Source organism: Pseudarthrobacter sp. LMD1-1-1.1, from assembly GCF_040676255.1.
In the GTDB taxonomy this organism is placed as follows: Bacteria; Actinomycetota; Actinomycetes; order Actinomycetales; family Micrococcaceae; genus Arthrobacter.
In genome coordinates, this window is record NZ_JBEGHP010000024.1 from 135,018 (window position 1) to 152,898 (window position 17,881).

At 66.8% G+C, this 17,881-nt stretch carries 16 protein-coding genes; 8 read left to right on the forward strand and 8 right to left on the reverse strand.

The window, feature by feature from the left end; genetic code table 11:
• Positions 1 to 47: 47 nt before the first annotated feature.
• Complete coding sequence (locus MRBLMD1_RS17035) at positions 48 to 1,289, reverse strand: GAF domain-containing sensor histidine kinase (protein WP_224023162.1); 1,242 nt, start codon at positions 1,287 to 1,289, stop codon at positions 48 to 50.
• A gap of 143 nt (positions 1,290 to 1,432) precedes the next feature.
• On the opposite strand from MRBLMD1_RS17035, the gene MRBLMD1_RS17040 reads away from it, so the two are divergent.
• Both MRBLMD1_RS17040 and MRBLMD1_RS17045 read left to right on the forward strand, forming a co-directional pair.
• Positions 1,433 to 1,951, forward strand: a complete 519-nt coding sequence (locus MRBLMD1_RS17040; protein ID WP_224023164.1) for a GNAT family N-acetyltransferase — start codon at positions 1,433 to 1,435, stop codon at positions 1,949 to 1,951.
• 27 nt (positions 1,952 to 1,978) lie between these two features.
• On the forward strand, positions 1,979 to 2,290 hold the full coding sequence (locus MRBLMD1_RS17045) for an antibiotic biosynthesis monooxygenase family protein (protein ID WP_364401756.1): 312 nt from the start codon (positions 1,979 to 1,981) through the stop codon (positions 2,288 to 2,290).
• Between the two features lie 222 nt (positions 2,291 to 2,512).
• On the opposite strand, the gene MRBLMD1_RS17050 is transcribed toward MRBLMD1_RS17045, so the two are convergent.
• The 4 genes from MRBLMD1_RS17050 to MRBLMD1_RS17065 all read right to left on the reverse strand — a co-directional run bounded on the left by MRBLMD1_RS17050 (position 2,513) and on the right by MRBLMD1_RS17065 (position 6,498).
• Positions 2,513 to 2,698: a hypothetical protein gene (locus tag MRBLMD1_RS17050; protein ID WP_141159249.1), complete on the reverse strand. Its 186-nt coding sequence runs from the start codon at positions 2,696 to 2,698 to the stop codon at positions 2,513 to 2,515.
• Positions 2,699 to 2,801: 103 nt separating this feature from the next.
• Positions 2,802 to 4,415: an AMP-binding protein gene (locus MRBLMD1_RS17055; RefSeq protein ID WP_364401759.1), complete on the reverse strand. Its 1,614-nt coding sequence runs from the start codon at positions 4,413 to 4,415 to the stop codon at positions 2,802 to 2,804.
• A 116-nt stretch (positions 4,416 to 4,531) separates the two neighbouring features.
• Positions 4,532 to 5,191 (reverse strand): response regulator transcription factor, encoded by a 660-nt coding sequence (locus MRBLMD1_RS17060; protein ID WP_364401762.1) that lies wholly within the window; start codon positions 5,189 to 5,191, stop codon positions 4,532 to 4,534.
• Positions 5,188 to 6,498 (reverse strand): sensor histidine kinase, encoded by a 1,311-nt coding sequence (locus tag MRBLMD1_RS17065; RefSeq protein ID WP_364401765.1) that lies wholly within the window; start codon positions 6,496 to 6,498, stop codon positions 5,188 to 5,190. The genes MRBLMD1_RS17060 and MRBLMD1_RS17065 overlap by 4 nt, the downstream gene beginning before the upstream one ends.
• Before the next feature lie 167 nt (positions 6,499 to 6,665).
• Here MRBLMD1_RS17065 and MRBLMD1_RS17070 point away from each other — a divergent pair, with 167 nt between their 5' ends.
• Complete coding sequence (locus tag MRBLMD1_RS17070; RefSeq protein WP_364401768.1) at positions 6,666 to 7,769, forward strand: ABC transporter permease; 1,104 nt, start codon at positions 6,666 to 6,668, stop codon at positions 7,767 to 7,769.
• Positions 7,770 to 7,800: 31 nt separating this feature from the next.
• Positions 7,801 to 8,514, forward strand: coding sequence for an ABC transporter ATP-binding protein (locus tag MRBLMD1_RS17075; RefSeq protein ID WP_224023176.1), 714 nt, complete (start codon positions 7,801 to 7,803; stop codon positions 8,512 to 8,514).
• Here MRBLMD1_RS17075 and MRBLMD1_RS17080 read toward each other — a convergent pair.
• Positions 8,492 to 9,244 (reverse strand): ZIP family metal transporter, encoded by a 753-nt coding sequence (locus tag MRBLMD1_RS17080; RefSeq protein WP_364401772.1) that lies wholly within the window; start codon positions 9,242 to 9,244, stop codon positions 8,492 to 8,494. The two genes, MRBLMD1_RS17075 and MRBLMD1_RS17080, sit on opposite strands and share 23 nt — an antisense overlap.
• 200 nt (positions 9,245 to 9,444) lie before the next feature.
• On the opposite strand from MRBLMD1_RS17080, the gene MRBLMD1_RS17085 reads away from it, so the two are divergent.
• Entirely contained in the window at positions 9,445 to 9,921 is a 477-nt protein-coding gene (locus tag MRBLMD1_RS17085) for a sensor histidine kinase (protein WP_159630404.1), read from the forward strand.
• A 130-nt stretch (positions 9,922 to 10,051) separates the two neighbouring features.
• Here the strand turns inward: MRBLMD1_RS17085 and MRBLMD1_RS17090 are convergent, their stop codons facing one another.
• Positions 10,052 to 10,663: an NADPH-dependent FMN reductase gene (locus tag MRBLMD1_RS17090; protein WP_364401775.1), complete on the reverse strand. Its 612-nt coding sequence runs from the start codon at positions 10,661 to 10,663 to the stop codon at positions 10,052 to 10,054.
• Between the two features lie 316 nt (positions 10,664 to 10,979).
• Between MRBLMD1_RS17090 and MRBLMD1_RS17095 the strand changes: the two genes are divergently transcribed.
• From MRBLMD1_RS17095 to MRBLMD1_RS17105, 3 genes are all read left to right on the forward strand, one after another.
• Positions 10,980 to 13,619: a Tat pathway signal sequence domain protein gene (locus MRBLMD1_RS17095; protein ID WP_364401778.1), complete on the forward strand. Its 2,640-nt coding sequence runs from the start codon at positions 10,980 to 10,982 to the stop codon at positions 13,617 to 13,619.
• A 227-nt stretch (positions 13,620 to 13,846) separates the two neighbouring features.
• Positions 13,847 to 14,575 carry a polysaccharide deacetylase family protein gene (locus MRBLMD1_RS17100; protein WP_364401781.1) on the forward strand — a complete coding sequence of 243 codons (729 nt, stop codon included), beginning with the start codon at positions 13,847 to 13,849 and terminating at the stop codon, positions 14,573 to 14,575.
• A 138-nt stretch (positions 14,576 to 14,713) separates the two neighbouring features.
• Positions 14,714 to 15,673, forward strand: a complete 960-nt coding sequence (locus MRBLMD1_RS17105) for an SRPBCC family protein (protein WP_159630396.1) — start codon at positions 14,714 to 14,716, stop codon at positions 15,671 to 15,673.
• 73 nt (positions 15,674 to 15,746) lie between these two features.
• Here the strand turns inward: MRBLMD1_RS17105 and MRBLMD1_RS17110 are convergent, their stop codons facing one another.
• Complete coding sequence (locus MRBLMD1_RS17110; protein ID WP_159635133.1) at positions 15,747 to 17,741, reverse strand: rhamnogalacturonan lyase; 1,995 nt, start codon at positions 17,739 to 17,741, stop codon at positions 15,747 to 15,749.
• Between the last annotated feature and the right edge of the window lie 140 nt (positions 17,742 to 17,881).

Below are 17,881 nucleotides of genomic sequence, written 5' to 3' on the forward strand. Positions count from 1 at the left end.
CCGGGCCGGCTGCATTCCGAAGCCGGCCCGGACCTGCTGAGGCGGCTTTATTGGTCGGCCGGGAAGCTGATGACCGCCGTGGTCCCGCCGCCGGGTGATTCCTTCAAGCTCAATTCCCCACCGTGCGCCTCAACAATGCGGCGGCAGATGGCCAACCCAAGGCCGGAGCCGTGCCCGTCCCCGTCGCGGTGCAGCCGGACCAGTGGTTCCAGCACGCGCTGCCGGTCCACCGGCGCAATGCCCTTGCCGTTGTCCGCCACCAGCACAGTGGTTCCGTGGTAATTCGAAATGCCGCTGATGCGCACGCTGAGGTCCCGGTCCGGGCTCCGGTAGTTCATGGCGTTGGCCACCAGGTTCTGCAGCAGGGTGCGCAACTGCCCGGGGTCCACGTGGAGCTTCATCTCCCCGCTGTCCAGGACGGCGCCGGGCCCGAAGGACAGGCCCAAATCCCTGGCCACTTCGGCCGCCACGTCCTGAAGGGATACGTGCTGCCGCTGGAGGACACCGCCCATCCGTGAGTAGGTCAGGACGTCCTCAAGCATGGTCAGCATGCGGTGGCCGCTGGCGCCGATGATCTGCAGATACTCGGCCGCCGGGTGGTCCCCGTCCACTTCATCCTCTGCCATCTCCACGTAGCCCAGCATGGTGGTGAGTGGTCCGCGCAGGTCATGGCTGACGCGTCCTGCAAACTCCGCCAGCTTGGCGTTGCTTTCCCGCACCTCGTCGAGGGCACTGTTCAACTGCAGCGTGCGCCGCTGGAGCTCAAGCAGCTGCACTGCCTGGCGGGCCAGGATCTCCAGCATGTCCAGCTGGTCCTTATCGGGTGTGCCCGCAGAATTGGAAAAGACGCACAGCGACCCCAGCACGAACCCGGACGACGTCTCCAACGGAACCGAAGCATAGAACCGGACGGCGGCAATTTCCCCTGTCACAAACGGATTCGATGCGAGGCGGGGGTCCAGGGATGCGTCCGGGACAACTGTTGTCTTCCCCGAGAGGAAGACTTGCGCGCACATGGAGTCCTCCCGGGCGCAGACGGCGGCCTCAAAGCCGACGGCGGCCACCTGCTGTTGCTCATCGGACGTGACAACGTTAATCACGCCGTAGGGGACGCCGCAGAGCTTTGCGGCAAGCTGGACAAGGTTTTCGAGGGGTTCCGTTGAAAGCGCCTGATCAACGCTCCGCTGGCGTCCCCCGCCGTTGGCGAAGGTGAATCCGTACTCCTGCAGTAATTCGTCCCGTCCGAGTGGATCGCTGAGCGCTGCTGTCATCGAGTGCGTGCCAACCATGAACGTCCCTTCCCAGACCGCAAAGGGGTCCCCGGGGAGATAGTACAGGCCACCACCCGTGTCCCGGGAATACGTTTCCCCGCTCCTCTGCCGCGGGCCGGGATTCAGAGGCATTGCTCCGGCAGGCGGCATAGGATCCAGTTATGGCCCAACTCATCGTCCCGGACCCAGCCCTCCACTCTTCCTGGCTGGAAGGAACTGCGGAGTTCCAAGGTGCCCACCTGGACGGCGCAGGCGCCGAGGGCTGGTCCCCGGACGATCTCCAGGACCCCGCCGTCTTTGGCCGCTTCGTCGATGCCCTCATCAAAGACGCGCAGCCGGAAACCGTGCGGAAGCCGGGCTACGTGCCCTGCACCTATCTATGGATTGCCGACGGCGGCACCTTCCTTGGGTCCCTGGCCATCAGGCACGGGCTGAACGACCACCTCCTCAACGAAGGGGGGCACATCGGCTACAGCGTCCGGCCCTCCGCCAGGCGCCGCGGCCATGCCGCGAAAGCACTTGCCGATGCGCTGCCCCTGGCACGGGCATTGGGAATCACGCAGGTTCTCCTGACGTGCGACGAGGACAACGCCGGCTCGCGGGCAACCATCGAAAAGAACGGCGGCCAATACGAGGACACGCGCAACGGCAAGCGCCGCTACTGGATCGACACGGAATAGCCGGCGAACGCGTGCCAAACTTGGCGGGTGATCACAGAACACGCGCTGCTTCCGGTCATACCCGGCCGGGAAGAGGACTTCGAGGCAGCTTTCGCCCAGGCCCGGCACATCATCGCTTCAATGCCGGGCTTCCTCGCCATGTCTTTGTCGCGCTCGATTGAATCTCCCCAAACGTACCTGCTGCTCGTTGAATGGGAGTCGCTGGAAGACCATACAGTGGGCTTCAGGGGATCCCCGGGGTACCAGCAGTGGCGTTCTTTGCTGCACCGCTTCTATGAGCCGTTTCCGGTGGTGGAGCACTTCGAAACAGTTAGCGCCGCGCCGAAAGCCGCGTCATAAGCCGCGCCGCGGACGTTGGGGGGGAAGCCCCCGCGCGAGTCTCGCTCCAGCGCGGGGGCTCCTTGCTTCCTGCCGGGGAACTGGCGTTGGAAACAGTTATAAATTACCGGCCGGTAGCTTGCGGAAATCACAGATTGCAGCGGCTTTGGCCAATCTTGATGGAACTTTGAGGGTGGCCCCGGGTCCCTTCAATCTGCGGGGCCCTCTAGTCCGCGAGGCCCTTTAGTCTGCCGGGCCCGCCGAGGCGTCGGGGTCCTCCTCCGGCTCAAAAGTGTTGGGCTCGGCCCCGTCGGAGATCCCGACGCCGTCTTTCCCGCCGGGGATCCCGCCGTCGGGGTTGCCTTTCCTGGCGGCCGTGTCCTCCTGCGGTTCGTCCTCAGGCAGTGAATCAGGTGAATTGATGGACATCGCTCCTCCTTCTGTGGCTGGGCCTCAACGCTAACAGCCGGTGCCGGAAAAGGCTCCGGAACAGCTCGAGGTTTTCTGCCCCTCCCCCAAAACCCGCCGACTGCTAGCTGCCGGATGCGGCTGCCCGCTGCTGCCTCAGGATGTAGCGCTGGAGCTTTCCCGACGGCGTCTTGGGCAGGTCCGCAACGAAGTGGATGCGGCGCGGATAGGCATGGGCGGCGAACTGCGTCTTGACCATGGTCTGGAGTTCAACCAGCAGGGCATCACTGGCGGCGGTGCCGTCCGCCAGGACCACGTAGGCCTCCAGGACTTCACCGCGCAGTTCGTCGGGAGCGCCCACCACGGCACATTCCAGGACCGCCGGATGCGTGGCCAGGACGCTTTCCACGTCGAACGGGCCAATCCGGTATCCGGCCATGATGATCACGTCATCATCGCGGGAGGAGAAGAAGTAGTAACCGTCCGCGTCCACCATGCCCGCGTCCCCGGTCAGGTACCACCTGCCGTCCGCGCTGAACCTTTCGGCGGTCTTCTTCGGCGCATCCTGGTAGCCCTTGAACCACATCATGGGACTTTCCGCCACGTTGACGGCGACGCGGCCCAGCTCGCCGGGCGCGGCCGGCTCGTCGGCATTGTCCTTGAGGACCGCGCAGCTCCACCCCGGCAGGGGCCGGCCCATGGAACCCGGCCTCAGTTCCGTCCTCACATCGTCATGCCAGGCGTTGATGATCATCATTCCGTGTTCGGTCTGCCCGTAGTGGTCCCGCACCGGAACGCCCAGCACCTCCCGGGCCCAGCTGATCACTTCAGGGGTCAGCGGTTCTCCGGCGGATGAAGCGCGCCGAAGCTGGAATGGCCCGGTTCCGGCGCCGGCCTTGGCCCGCATGGTGCGGTACACGGTAGGCGCGGCGGCGAAGTTGGTCACCGAGAACGCCTCCAGCACCTTGAAGCTGAGTTCCGGGGAGAACCCGGGGCGCAGCAGGATGTTCCGCCGTCCCGCCGCCATGGGACCGAGGATCCCGTAGTACAGGCCGTACGCCCAGCCGGGGTCTGCGGCATTCCAGAAGACATCCCCTTCACTGACGTCCAGGCCCAGTTCGATGTACTGGCGGAACGCTGCCAACGCCCGGACCGGCACCGGCACGCCCTTGGGGGCGCCCGTGGTGCCGGACGTAAAGATGAGGACCAGGTCGCCGTCCCCTCCCACAGCTTCGGAGGCGATCCCCGGCCGCTGCCTGGCCAGGAGCGGCGTGAGCGCCAGGTCCGGCGCGGAGGCTTCTTCGCCGGCAACCACCACGGCGGCGCCGGTTTCCTGGATCTTCGCCCGCTGGTCGGGGTCGGTGATCACCACCTTGGCACGGGAAGCGGTAAGGCGGAGTTCGATGGCGGGCCACGCGAAGGCCGTGAACAAGGGCACATGGACGGCCCCGCGCCGCCAAATGGCCAGGAGCATAACCGCCAGGTCTGCCGACTTTCCCATCAGGGTGGCCACCGCGTCCCCGGGGCCGACCCCCAGTTCCGCCAGGGCGGCGGCTCCCCGTTCCGACCGCTCCCGCAGCTGGCCGTAGGTAATGTCCTCCGCCGAAAGGTCAGCTGCGACCACTGTGAAGGCAACGGCATCGGGATCGTGGCTGTCACACAGGAGCTCGGCCGCGCAGGCGTCCGGCGCACCGTAGGTGGCGAGAAGGGCATCGACGGCTGGAACCGGACGGGACATTCATTCTCCTTTGAACAACAGCACCTTGAAGCACCGGCATGTGTAACACGGTGGAATCAACCTACTGCACTGAGATCGCCGTCACATGCCGCGCCCTGCTGTCATGCGCCGACAGGTCACCCCTTGGCGCCGGGCGGCCGGATGAGCCGCCGCTGCGTGGCGGCAGCGATGGCGGCCGTGCGGTTGTCCACGCCGAGCTTGCCGTAGATGTGCACCAGGTGGGTCTTCACGGTCGCCTCCGAAATGAAGACCTGCCTGGCAATGGCGCGGTTGGACAGGCCCGTGGCCAGCAGTTCCAGCAGCTGCACTTCCCGCGGGGTCAGCGACGTGCCGGGGTTGCTGATCCGGTTCATCAGCAGCGCGGCCGCCCGCGGTGCCAGGACCGTGCCGCCGGCGGCAGCCTGCAGCACCGCTTGCCGCAGCTGCTCCGGCGGGGCGTCCTTCAACATGTAGCCACTGGCCCCTGCCTCCACGGCGGCGAGGATGTCCGCGTCGGTGTCATAGGTGGTGAGGATGAGCACCGGCGGCGGAGCATCGAGCTTCCGGATCTCGGCCGTGGCCGTGACGCCGTCCATGTCGTCCCCCATCTGCAGGTCCATGAGGACCACATCCGGCGCTTCACCCAGGGCGGTCAACCGGGCCAGTTCCTTCAGCGCTGCCCTGCCGTCAGGGGCCTCCGCGGCGATCGAAATGCCTTCAAAGCCGGTGAGCATGGCACGCAGCCCGGCGCGGACCACAGGGTGGTCGTCCACCAGCAATACCCGTATGTCGCTCACGGTTCCTCCACCGGGAGCCTGATGGCCACCACTGTGCCCTCGCCCGGCGCCGACTCCACCGCCAGCGTGCCGTTCAAGGCGGCGACCCGTTCCCGCAGCGAGCGCAGCCCAAAGCCGCTGCCGTCCGCTGCGCCCGCGGCACTTTCGCGATCTGGCGGGTCAAAGCCCGTGCCGTCGTCGTACACGTCCATGGTCACTTCACTGCCCAGGAAGGCAAGGCTGACGACGGCGGTGCTTGCCCGGGCGTGTTCGCGGACGTTCGCAAGGCTCGCCTGCGCCGCCCGCAGCAGGGCAACGCGGACAGGCTGGGGCAGGTCCTGTGGCTCCCCGTCCACCTCCAGGCGGCAGTGCAGGGGCGCCCCCGCGGCCTCGGCGTCTGTCCAGGTCCTCTCGCACAGCCGTCCCAGGGCCTCCACCAAGGTGGTGCCCTCCAGCTGGGGTGAGGACAGGCCGCGGACAAAACTGCGGGCCTCGGCCAGATTATCCGCCGCGGTCTGCTGCACCAGCGCCAGCCGCCCTGAAGCCGTGGCGAGATCACCGTCGGCGAGGGACTGCCCTGCGGCCCGGCCCAGCAGCACGATGCTGGACAGGCCTTGCGCCAGCGTGTCGTGGATTTCCCGGGCCAGCCGCTCCCGCTCGGCCAGTACGCCCGCCTGGTGCTGGGACCGGGCCAGCTCCTCCCGTGTCCGCCGCAGCTCGTCCGCCGCGCGCCGTTGGTTTTCCGCCTCGCGGTACAGGGCTGCGTAGGCCAGGCCGGTGATGACGGAAAAGATCGCGCCCAGGACAGGCCCGACGACGGCCGCAGCGTGCGGGACAGGAGCGCCGCTGGCAGCCCATTGGGAAGCGATGACCGCCACCGTCATCAGCGCGATGGTCAGGAGCGCGGCGCGCCGTGGCAGCAAATGAAGGTGCAGGAAAAAGATGGGGAACGCCAGCCAGGCGAAATCGGCGCTGCCGGCCAGCAGGAAAACCCACAGGGCCGTGACCAGGCCCAGCCAGAGCAAACCGTAGCGGCGGGGATCCACAACGGTCCGGCCCTCGGCATGGCGCTTTTCCAGGACTGTGCCGGCCAGGTAGACAGCAGCGAGGACCACAGCGGCGCTGGCCCACACCCAGCGCAGGGCACCTCCCGCCATCAGCATCCGGACCAGGCCGACGGACAGCAGCAGCGCGAACCCGGTGTGCAGCGTGACCCGCAGGACTCGGAGGATAGCTGCGGATGATGCGTTTTCCAGGGCATTCAGCGGCCCCCGCCCGGAAACACCTGCGGCCTTCTCCGGTGGTGTTGGCAAGGGAGTGGCAGGCATTTCATCAGCTTATGCCGGGGACTGCGGGGAGCGGATCAACCGAAAGGTTGACTCCGGGCTCAACCGTTCCATGCCCGCGGATCAACCATCCCCGCGATGTCCGTGGAGGCTCCGGCCGGGATGGTGGAACTACAGAACAATCCACCCCTGCTGAGAGAAGAAACAACGTGTTCCTGGCAATCCGCGATATCCGCTTCGCCAAAGGCCGGTTCGCCATGATGGGCGGCGTCGTAGCCCTGATCACCCTGCTGCTGGTCATGCTGTCCGGCCTGACCGCGGGCCTTGCCGAGCAATCCACGTCCGCCATCGCCAGGCTAGGGGCAGCTGCGGCCAGCCCTGTGGACACCATCGTCTTCGGCGCCCCCGGCTCCGGCTCCCCCAAGGCGTCCTTCACCGAAAGCGCCGTGACCGCCGCCCAGGTGGACAGCTGGAAGGACCGGCCCGGGGTCCGGTCCGCCGAACCGCTGGGCATCATCCAGACCCGGGCGCAGACGGCGGAGGGTTCGGGGACAGCGAATGTTGCCCTGTTCGGCGTCGCGCAGGGCAGTCCGCTGCCACCCGCGGAGGTCTCCACCGGCACGGCCTTGGTGGGCTCCTCGGTGGCGGAGGCCCTGTCGGTGGGCCAGGGCGGCAAGCTGTCTTTGGGCGGCGTGGAACTTTCGGTCGCGGCCGTGGTGCCGGACCAGTGGTACGCGCACACCAGCGTGGTGTGGACCGCGCTGCCCGCGTGGGCCAAGGCGGCACACGTGTCCGACGGCGGACAGCTGGCCACGGTCGTCGCCGTCACCTATGCGAACGGGGCCACAGTGGATGAGGCGGCGGCGAACGCTGCAGCCCACACCGTCAGCGCGTCGCGCACCGGATCCTTCCAGGCCCTGGGCTCCTTCAAAAGCGAAAACGGGTCGCTGACCCTGATGCAGGCGTTCCTGTACGGAATTTCGGCACTGGTGATCGTGGCCTTCCTGAGCGTCTGGACCATCCAGCGCACCAGGGACATCGCCGTCCTGAAAGCCATGGGCGCCCCCAGTTCCTACATCCTGCGCGACGCCATGACCCAGGCCGCCATTGTGCTGCTGGCGGGCGCCGGAGCGGGCGGGTCCGTGGGTGTTGCCGCCGGAGCGTTGGCGGCCCAGGCGGCTCCCTTCCAGCTGAGCCTGGGCACCACGGTGATTCCCGTCGTCGGGATCCTTGCCCTGGGCCTGGCCGGTGCCGCGCTGGCTGTCCGCCGCGTCACCAAAGTCGATGCGCTCCTCGCGCTCGGCGGCAACTAACCCCTCTTCCCTCCCCCGAAAGGAACCCACCATGGCCACAACCGCTCCCTTGAGCCTGGTCAACGTCACCCTCGAATACCCGGACGGCGGCGGGACCACCACCGCCCTAGACCAGGTCAGCCTCACCGCAAGCGCGGGCCAGCTGGTCTCCCTCGTGGGCCCCTCAGGATCCGGCAAATCCAGCCTCCTGGCCACCGCCGCCACCCTGGTCCGGCCGACCCGCGGGCAGGTCCTCATTGATGGCACCGATACGGCGGGCCTCAAGGACAAGGAGCTCACCGCGCTGCGGCGCGAAAAAGTGGGCATCATCTTCCAGCAGCCCAACCTGCTGCCGTCACTCACCGCCGTCGAACAGCTCGTCATCAGCGCCCACCTGCGGGGAAAAACCGCCAAAGCAGCCCGTGCGAGGGCAGCGGGGCTGCTGGACGTGGTGGGTCTTTCCGCGAGCGCGGACAAGCTGCCCCACCAGCTCTCCGGCGGCCAGCGCCAGCGCGTGAACATTGCCCGGGCGCTCATGGGAAGTCCCAAGGTACTGCTGGTGGATGAGCCGACGGCGGCGCTGGACCACGAACGGAGCGCGGCCATCGTGGGACTGCTGCGGCAAGTGGCCACCGAGTTTGGCGTGGCCACGGTAATGGTCACGCATGACACCGAGTTCGTGCCCCTGACGGACGCGGTGGCCACCATGCGGGACGGCAGGCTCACGGCGCCCGTCAGTGCCCTCAGCCCAAGTGGTGCACCGTAAACGCTGTCAGGAACCCCACGGATGCTGTCAGTCCGGTGAGGTTGTGATGCTCCTCGAAGGCCTCCGGGATCATGGTGTCCGCCAGCATGGCCAGGATGCCGCCGGCCGCCACGGACGTAATGAACGCGACCAGCTCGTCCGGCGCGTCCTCCAGCGCCACGTAGCCCAGCAGCGCGGCCACCCCGCTCAGGATCGCGATGCCGCCCCACAGTCCGAACACGTACCCCCTGCTCCGGCCGGCCTTCTTCATGCCGGCTGTCCCGGAAAGCCCTTCGGGCACGTTGGAGATGAAAACGGCGGCCAGCATGGCAGGACTCACCGCTCCCCCGGCCAGCAGGCCGACGCCAAGGACCACGGATTCCGGGACGCCGTCCAGCAGCGCCCCAACGGCGATTGCCGTGCCGCTGCCGGGATCGTCTTTTTCGGAGGGCTGCTGGTCTCCGGACCGCTTGCGGTGCTTGGCGCCGGCCTTGGCAAGGAGCATATTGGCGCCGACGTACACCACCGCGCCGGCCAGGAACCCTGCCACCGTAGGCCACAGGCCGCCGCCCTTAATGGCCTCGTCCACCAGCTCAAAGGCCAGGGCAGAGATCAGCACGCCCGCGCCGAACGACATGATGGTGGACACCACCTTGGACGGTATGGACCACCGCCAGGACACGGCTGCTCCCAAAACCAGCGCGGCACCGGCACCGGTGCCCCATACAAGTGACATCAACCAAGTAGGCATACGTGTCCCGTCCCCAGCTGCGCAGAACTGAAACAGAGGGCCGTCCCGGGAGGCTCGCTGGGCGGCCAGCCGGCCGTACCCGGTCCGTGGCGCGCCGCGCGCAGAATTGATGGGATCTTGAGCCAAACCTTACGATCCCCATACCTTGCGGGTCCACGCTGGAGAGATCAGACCAACCAGCTTGTGGGGAGCAGGAAGTCATGGGAAGCAGAACAGCGTTGGACAGCGACGTCACAACCGTGGGCGGTGTGCTGACAGACCGGCAGCCGCTGGATTTCCACACGTTGGGCCTCGCCGGCTGCATCGACCGGCTCACGGCGCCCTTGCGGCAGCGCGGGACCGTGGTCCACTGGGATACTCCACACTGGGGCATCGAGATCCCGGCGGACTCCGCATCCCTCCTGTACCAGTCCGCCCGCGAGGCACTCAGCAACGCCTTCAAGTACTCCGCTGCGCACACGCTCACCATCCAGCTGGCAGCCGTTGACCACGGCATCCGCCTGGTGGTGGCCGACGACGGCACAGGCTTTGACAGCGACCTCGCCACGTGCGGGCGGCACCACGGCTATGGCCTGCGGCTCATGGCTGTCGCCGTGCAGGAAGCGGGCGGGGCCGTTGATATCAACGCCACCCCGGGGATGGGCACCAGCGTGACCGTGACGCTTCCGCTGGACTGACCCGCACGCCCGGATCGCAGGCGCCAAACCCGCCTGCCCATAAACTCGGATGCCCGCCGTTGCTGGGACGGAGGGCATCCGTATGCGTGGTGGAACCGCCTGATGGAAAACTGCCTGGTGGAGAACCGAACTACCGGGAAAGCTTGGCGGCGTCCGGTTCCAGGTCGCCAATGTGGCCCGGTGCGTTGGCAGCCAGGACCCTCGCCACGAAGGCCGCATACTCGTCCATGTAATGCCCCAGGAACTTGGCGGTGGACGCATCCTTGACGTCGCCGTCGTTCCCAAAGGCTTCTGCCTTGTAGGTGATGTACGCCTCCGGCGCATTCAGCTGCGGGGCATCGAGGAAGCTCAGGACGCTGCGCATGGAGGACTGCATCACCGCCGTGCCGATGCTGCCCGGCGAGGCACCGATGATGCCGGTGGGCTTGCGGGCAAAAGAGTTGGTTCCCCACGGGCGGGAGCCCCAGTCGATGGCGTTCTTCAGGGCGCCGGGGATGGAGCGGTTGTATTCGGGAGAGACGAACAGGATCCCGTCGGCGGCCTCGATGGCTTCCTTGAGGGCACGGCCCTCGGGCGGGAAGTCGGCGTCATAGTCGTAGCTGTACAGCGGGAGGTCCTTGATGGGGATCTCGGTGAATTCCAATTCCTCCGGAGCGAGCTTGATCAAGGCCTTGGCCAGGACCCGGTTGATGGAGCCGCTTGCCAGGCTGCCCACGAAATATCCGATCTTGTACGTTGCCATGAGGGATCCTTTCCAACAGCCGGTCCGCGCCGGCTGGCTGAGTGTGGCTGGAAATGGTGCCGTCCCCGGCACGGGCCGGAAGCGGCGGTTGGTGCCCAGTGCCTCATCAGTCCAGCACACCAGCGCGGCTGCGGCCAGAGGGTGAACGGTGCCGGCCTCCGGCGAAGCGGAAACGCCCGTGACACTGCGGCCGTCCCGCCTGGCAACAACCCCTTGCACGCACGCCACCGGTCTACTACGTTGTAGTCCAATCAAGAAAGCGCTTTCCCAGCAGCGTTGGGTCTTCTGCGCGCAGCAACAAGTGGAATTGGATGACATGGCGGACAACATCCTCATCAAGTGGATCGACGGACAGGCCCCTGCGGAAATCAGCGGCGGAACCACCTGGGGCATGCCGTTCCTGCGCGGCACAGTTCCCGGGGTGGAGGCCCTGGCAGTTGCGGACGCCAACGGCGCCCGCGTCCCCAGCCAGGCGTGGCCCCTGGCCACCTGGCCGGACGGATCCCTGAAGTGGGCGGGGGTCGCGCTCCCGGCGACCTGCTCGCCGTCGGACACCTACCACGTGACGTCCGACGCCGGCACACCCGCCGGGGCCAGCCAGACGTCGTCGGGCTCCGCCTCAGTCACTGTCACCGAAAGTGCCGACGCCTTCACCGTGGATACCGGCGTCCTGCAGATGGTCATCAACCGCGGCGGTTCCACCCTGTTCAGCAGCCTTTCCCGGAACGGCAGGACCGTTGCCCGGGACGCCCGGCTGGTCAGCCTGGTGCAGGATGGCATCCCCGAAGGGGCAGGGACGGCCCGGCGGGAGGCCTTCACCGGAGAGGTCACCGCAGCGGCCGTCGAACAAAACGGCCCGGTCCGCGCGGTGGTGCGGCTGGAAGGGCGGCACCGCCAGGACGGCCCCGGCAACGGGCCGTCCTGGCTGCCCTTTGTGGTGCGCTTCTACTTCCACGCCAACGCCCGCAGCGTGCGGATGGTGCACTCCTTCATCTGGGACGGCGACCCGGACCGCGACTTCTTGGCCGGACTCGGCGTACGGTTCACCGTGCCGCTGGAGGCGGAACTGCACAACCGGCATATCCGCATTGCAGGAGCCGACGGCGGTTTCCTCGCCGAGGCAGTCCGCGGCCTGACCGGGCTCCGCCGGGATCCGGGGGCGGAGGTGCGGGAGGCGCAGATCGCCGGACGCGCCACTCCCCCGGAACAGACCTGGAACCCGGAGGTCTCAGGCCGGCTGCACCTGATCCCCACGTGGAGTGACTACACGCTCAGCCAGCTCAGCGCGGACGGTTTCGAACTGCGCAAGCGCACGGCTGCCGGCCACGGCTGGGTGGGCATCTCCGGTGGAACCCGTGCCGCCGGTTTCTGTTCCCTGAGCGATACCCACGGCGGCCTGGGAATCGGCATCAAGGACTTCTGGCAATCCCACCCGGGACAGCTGGACATCCGCGGCGCGGCCGGCAGCGAAGCCGACCTGACAGCATGGTTGTACTCCCCCGAAGCGCAGCCCATGGACATGCGGTTCTACCACGACGGCCTGGGGCAGGACACGTTCGAGGAACAGCTCGAAGGCTTGGAAATCACTTATGAGGACTACGAGCCGGGGTTCGGCAACCCCACGGGCATTGCCCGGACCCACGAACTCACCCTGTTCGCCTACGAGGCAACCCCGCCAACCGAAAGCCTGGCCGCCGACGCCGCCGCTGCCTCCACGCCCGCCCTGCTGCAGGCCACTCCGGAGTACCTGCATTCCGCGGGCGTGTTCGGCGACTGGGCCCCGGTGGACCGGAGCACGCCGGCACGGGCACGGCTGGAAGACCGGCTGGACTTCCTCTTCGATTTCTATGCCGGCCAGGTGGAGCAGCGCCGCTGGTACGGCTTCTGGAACTACGGCGACGTCATGCACACGTACGATTTCGACCGGCACGTGTGGCGGTACGACGTGGGCGGCTATGCGTGGGACAACTCCGAACTCTCCCCCGACCTCTGGCTCTGGTACTCCTACCTGCGCTCCGGCCGGGCGGACATCTTCCGCTTCGCCGAGGCCATGACCCGCCACACCGGCGAGGTGGACGTCTACCACCTGGGCCCATGGAAAGGCCTCGGCTCCCGGCACAACGTCCAGCACTGGGGCTGCAGCGCCAAGCAGCTGCGGATCAGCACCCCCGCCTACCGCCGCTTCTACTACTACCTGACGGCGGACGAGCGCACCGGCGACCTCCTGGCCGAACTGGTGGACAGCGACCAAAACTTCCTGGGCCTGGACCCCGTCCGCAAAGTCCGCCCGGACGCCGCCACCTACCGCCCCAACCGCGGCGCCCTGGGCGTGGGCCTCGGAACAGACTGGGGCTCGCTCGCCGCCACCTGGCTCACTGACTGGGAGCGCACCGGCAATCCCCGCTCCCGCGACCGGCTGCTGGGCACCATGGCTGACATCGGCGCACTCAAGTACGGCTTCCTCACCGGCGAGGTGCTGTATGACCTGGACAAGGGACGGTTCGACACCGGCCGGGAGCAGATCTCGGTGTCGCACCTCAGCGCGGTGTTCGGGCTGGTGGAGATCTGCAGTGAGCTGGTGGACCTGGCACCGGACCCGCAGTTCGAGCGGGCGTGGCTGCAGTACTGCCGGCTGTTCCTGGCCACGAAGGAGGAGCAGGTGGAGGCGGTAGGACAGGCCCTGGAGGGCATCCACCTCACCCAGGCGCACAGCCGCCTGACGGCCTACGCGGCGGCAAGGTTGCAGGATCGTGACCTGGCAGCCCGGGCCTGGGAGAGTTTTGCCGAGGGCGGGGAACACCTGAACCATGGATCAGCGTTCTCGCTGCGGCGGATCGCGCCCCCGTTCGTGCTGCAGCCGGTGGATGAGGCGCCCACGGTCTCCACCAATGACACCGCCCAGTTTGGGCTTGCCGTCATCCAAAACCTTGCATTGGTGGGCCAGTACCTGGACTGACGCACCCTGCCCGGCCAAAACAGCGGCGGTGGCACCCCGCCTGGTGCCGCCGTCGTCCGCTTGTCCCTTCCAGGCAACGCTTAGGTAACGCCCGGAATTGCACCGTTTTGGGAGGCACGAGAAGTTACGCAGTCGACGCCTGCCATCTGTTTACACCCCCTTTAAGGCGGTCATAGGGTGCTCACCTAAACAAGGTTGAAAGCAGCCTTGGGAAGGGAAAGAGCACCATGAAAAGCAAGATTGCGGTCATGGCCCTGGCTGCCCTGAGCTTGATTCTGGCCTTAGTCGCCGGGGCCCCCGCATCAGCCCATGCCGCCGACAAGCCGCTGATCGGCCTGACCTTTGACGACGGGCCATCCGCCGAGCGCACCGCCTTTGTCCTCGACGTCCTCAAGGAAAAGAACGTCAAGGCAACGTTCTTCCTCCAGGGATCCCACGCCCAGCAGTACCCTGACCTGGTCCGCCGGATCAAAGCCGAGGGACATGTGATCGGCAACCACTCCTGGGACCACGCCAACTTCCCCAACCTCACCCAGGCGAACCAGAAGCAGGAAGTTGACCGCACCAATGCCGCGATCAACTCGATCACCGGCACCACACCCGTGCTGATGCGCTTCCCGTTCGGCAACAGCACCCCCTACGCGCTCAAATACATCAGGAGCCTCGGCATGAGCGGCGGCATCCAGTGGCACTGGGAGGTCGGCGAGCCCGGCGACTTCGAGTGCCCCGGTGCAGCTGGAGTCCAGAAGTACGTGCTGGATGAGGTTGCCCCGGGTGCAATCATCCTGCTCCACGACGGCAACGACGTACTGTCCTGCCCCGCCTCCCAGTGGGACTACCTGTCCAGGACCATCGACGCCATCCGGGCCAAGGGCTACGAGTTCGGCGTGGTGGCTCCTTCGAACAAACCAAGCGCGCTCAACGAAGGGTCCTATGGCGTTGTGGTGGCGCCCTGAGTAAGGCCGCCTTTCGGACGTTTCACCTTTTCGTCGCCCACCGCTCTGGAATCCGAAGCACCTAATAGGTATGTTGGTAAGCATGCTGATGATTTTTTCCTGGTCGTCAGCCCCCGGTAACAAAGCGAAGGAGACGTTATGAGCACGAAGGTGGAAAAACGCATTCTGGTGAACGTACCGGTGAGCACCGCATACAACCAGTGGACCCAGTTCGAGGAGTTCCCGCACTTCATGGGCGGCGTCAAGAGCGTCACGCAGCTCAGTGACGACCGGCTGGAATGGGTGGCCGAGATCGGCGGCGTCCGCAGGCAATGGGAAGCCAAAATCCTGGAGCAGGTCCCGGACCGGCGCGTTGCCTGGGCCGCCACCGAAGGCGCCACGAATGCCGGCGCCGTGGACTTCGAGGACGTTGGCGGCGGCCAGACCTCCCTCCGGCTGACCCTCGAATACGAGCCCGAGGGCCTGGTGGAGAAGGTGGGCGACAAACTGAACGTCGTTGACCGGCAGGCGGAATCGGACCTGCAGAAGTTCAAGGAATTCATTGAGGATGAAGGCTACGCCAGCGGCGCCTGGCGCGGATCGGTCAACGCTGGCTCCGCGGTTGGCACGCCCGGTGTTGAACACGCGGGCGCGTCCCGCGGCGATTCCGGCAAGGCCGGGGTTTCGGGCAAGGTTGCCGCCGGCGTCGGCATTGCCGCAGCCGCCGGTGCAGCAGCGGCGATGGCAGCCAGTGGCAACAAGGACAAGACGGAAACGCATGACGTGACGGTTGCGGAGACCACTCCGGTGGTTCCGGCAGAGCCGGTTGTTCCCGCCGAGCCCCTGACCACCGGATCCACCACAGGCTCGGCCGACGCAGGCGTCGGGATTCCGGCAGCGGGCACGACGGCGGCGGCCGGCTCCACCGGTTCAGTCGCCGATCTGGGCGATGACAGGATCGGGCACGCTTTCGACCAGACCAACGGCCTGGTGGACACCACCGGGGAGTCCGACGAGACGCTCGAAGGCGAGAACCTCAGCGCCGGCGAACGGCGCGGGGACGACCGCGGTACCGAGGGCGGCCTTCCGCCGGTGGGTGGCAACCTCGGCGGCCACTGACCCGCGCTGACCCGCAAGCAAGCGCCGCCCGCCTTCCCCCAAGGCGGACGGCGCTTTCGCGTCTTCGGCCGGCCTATTTGGCCTTTCCGGCGTAGAAGACGGCCGGCATGGCCGGTGCCTGCATACCCTCGCCGATGAAGAAGCTCGGGTGCGGCGGCTGGTTGTAGCCCACCGTTTCGCGGGCCACGCCGGTCCGGTACATCGGGTCATGCATCAGGGTGCGCAGCCGGACGTCGGTGGGCGAGGTGCTGGTGTAGATCCGCAGCTCGGTGCTGTCCGCTGAAGGGAACACCAGCTCTTCCCGCCAGTCGCCCAGCAGGTCCGCCTGCAGCGACGGGTTGCCCTTGGTGTAGTTGTTGGTGCGGGCGCCGGTGGCCGTCAACAAACGGTCGCTGGATTCGGTTTCCCAGTTCCACTTGGAGATGGTGGGCACGCCGTACCCGGCCACGGCATCGAAGTCGTGGTCCACGATCTCCCGCAGCAGGTCGCCGTCCCACCAGGCCATGAAGTTGGCTGCAGGGATCTTGTCCGAGATCCGCTCGCCCTTGGCGGACATGAGGAACCCCACCGGGGAGTTCCACGCGGCGTCGCCGCCTACGGCCCAGCTTTCAGAACCCGGGAATCGGGGGTCGATGTCGCCGGTGGCGCCGCGGCCGGTGTCCTTGACGGCGGGGATGCTCCACAACACTTCGCCGGTGGCGGCATCGCGGAACGTGGCGCCGCGGTTGCCGCTCTGGCTCATGCTTTCGTGCACTGCGAAGGTTTCGAGCCCCGGCCGGGAAGGATCAAGATCGCCCGTGTGGATGGCGTCGCCGTGGCCCAGCCTGGTGTTGTAGAGCGGGGTGCCGTCGTCGTCGATGGTCATGGAACCAAAGACGAATTCGTCCTTGCCGTCGGAGTCCACGTCCGCCACCGACAGGTTGTGGTTGCCCTGGCCCTTGTACTCGGCTCCGGCCACATCGGAATCGAACTTCCAGCGCTTCACCAGCTTGCCGTTCACAAGGTCGTAGGTGACCAGCACCGTGCGGGTGTAGTAGCCGCGGCTGAACATCATGGACGGGTGTTCACCGTCCAAATAGGCAACTCCGGCGAGGAACCTGTCCACGCGGTTGCCGTAGTTGTCGCCCCACGCGGATACGGCGCCGCGCGGCGGATCGTAGGGAACGGTGTCCATGATGGTGCCGCTGGCGCCGTTGAACACCGTGAGGAATTCCGGTCCGGACAGGACATAGCCGGCACTGGTGCGGTAATCGGCCGCGGCATCACCGATGACGGTTCCCGCCGCATCGGTGGTTCCGTCCGCCGTCTTGAACGCCACCTCGGCCTTGCCGTCACCGTCAAAGTCGTAGGCCAGCATCTGCGTATAGTGGGCGCCCGCCCGGATGTTGCGGCCCAGGTCGATGCGCCACAGCTTGGTGCCGTCCATCCTGTAGGCGTCCACGTAGACGTTGCCGGTGTACCCGGACTTGGAGTTGTCCTGCGCGTTGGATGGGTTCCACAGCTGGATGATCTCGTAGGCGCCGTCACCATCAAGGTCGGCGACGCTGGAATCGTTGGCGCTGTAGGAGTATGGCTTTCCGTCCTTACTGACGCCGTCAGCCGGCTTGTCCAGCTTGATGGGGAGATAGTTCTGTGCCAGCGGGCTGAACTCGGCGCTGAGTTTGTCCTGCCCGTTGCCGTTGCCCACGGTCTTGATGACGTACTTGGAGTCCTTCGTGCCATCCGGGTCCAGATACGTGGTGGTGTCCCGGATGGGTTCGTCGGTGATAATGGCGCCGTCGCGAATGACCTGGAATCCAATGCTGTCCTTGTCCAGGCCCAGCATGCGCCAGCCCAGGCTGACCCCCTGGTCCGTCAGGACGGCAACCGGGGCGCGGTCCAGGTTCTCCACCTGGCGCGTCAGGCCGGAGTGTGCGCGGGCCGCCGGAGCGGCAGGACCTCCCGGGCCGGGATCAGCGGCAGCAAACGGGACACCGGCCAAGGCCATGGCTGCTGCAGCGAGCGTGGCCGCCGCGGCAGCCGGCACAGCCTTCCGCGCCCTGCCCGCCGGGAATTTCGGGGAACACATTGAGGGGTTTGCCAAAAGAACATCTCCTTTGATGCGGCGGCAGCTGAGTCTGCCGCACAACAGTTTGGAACGTTTCATTCGATGCGGCGCATCCTTCTCACGAGTGATTTTGAGGAGGTGCAAGCACCGAGGAAAGCGCT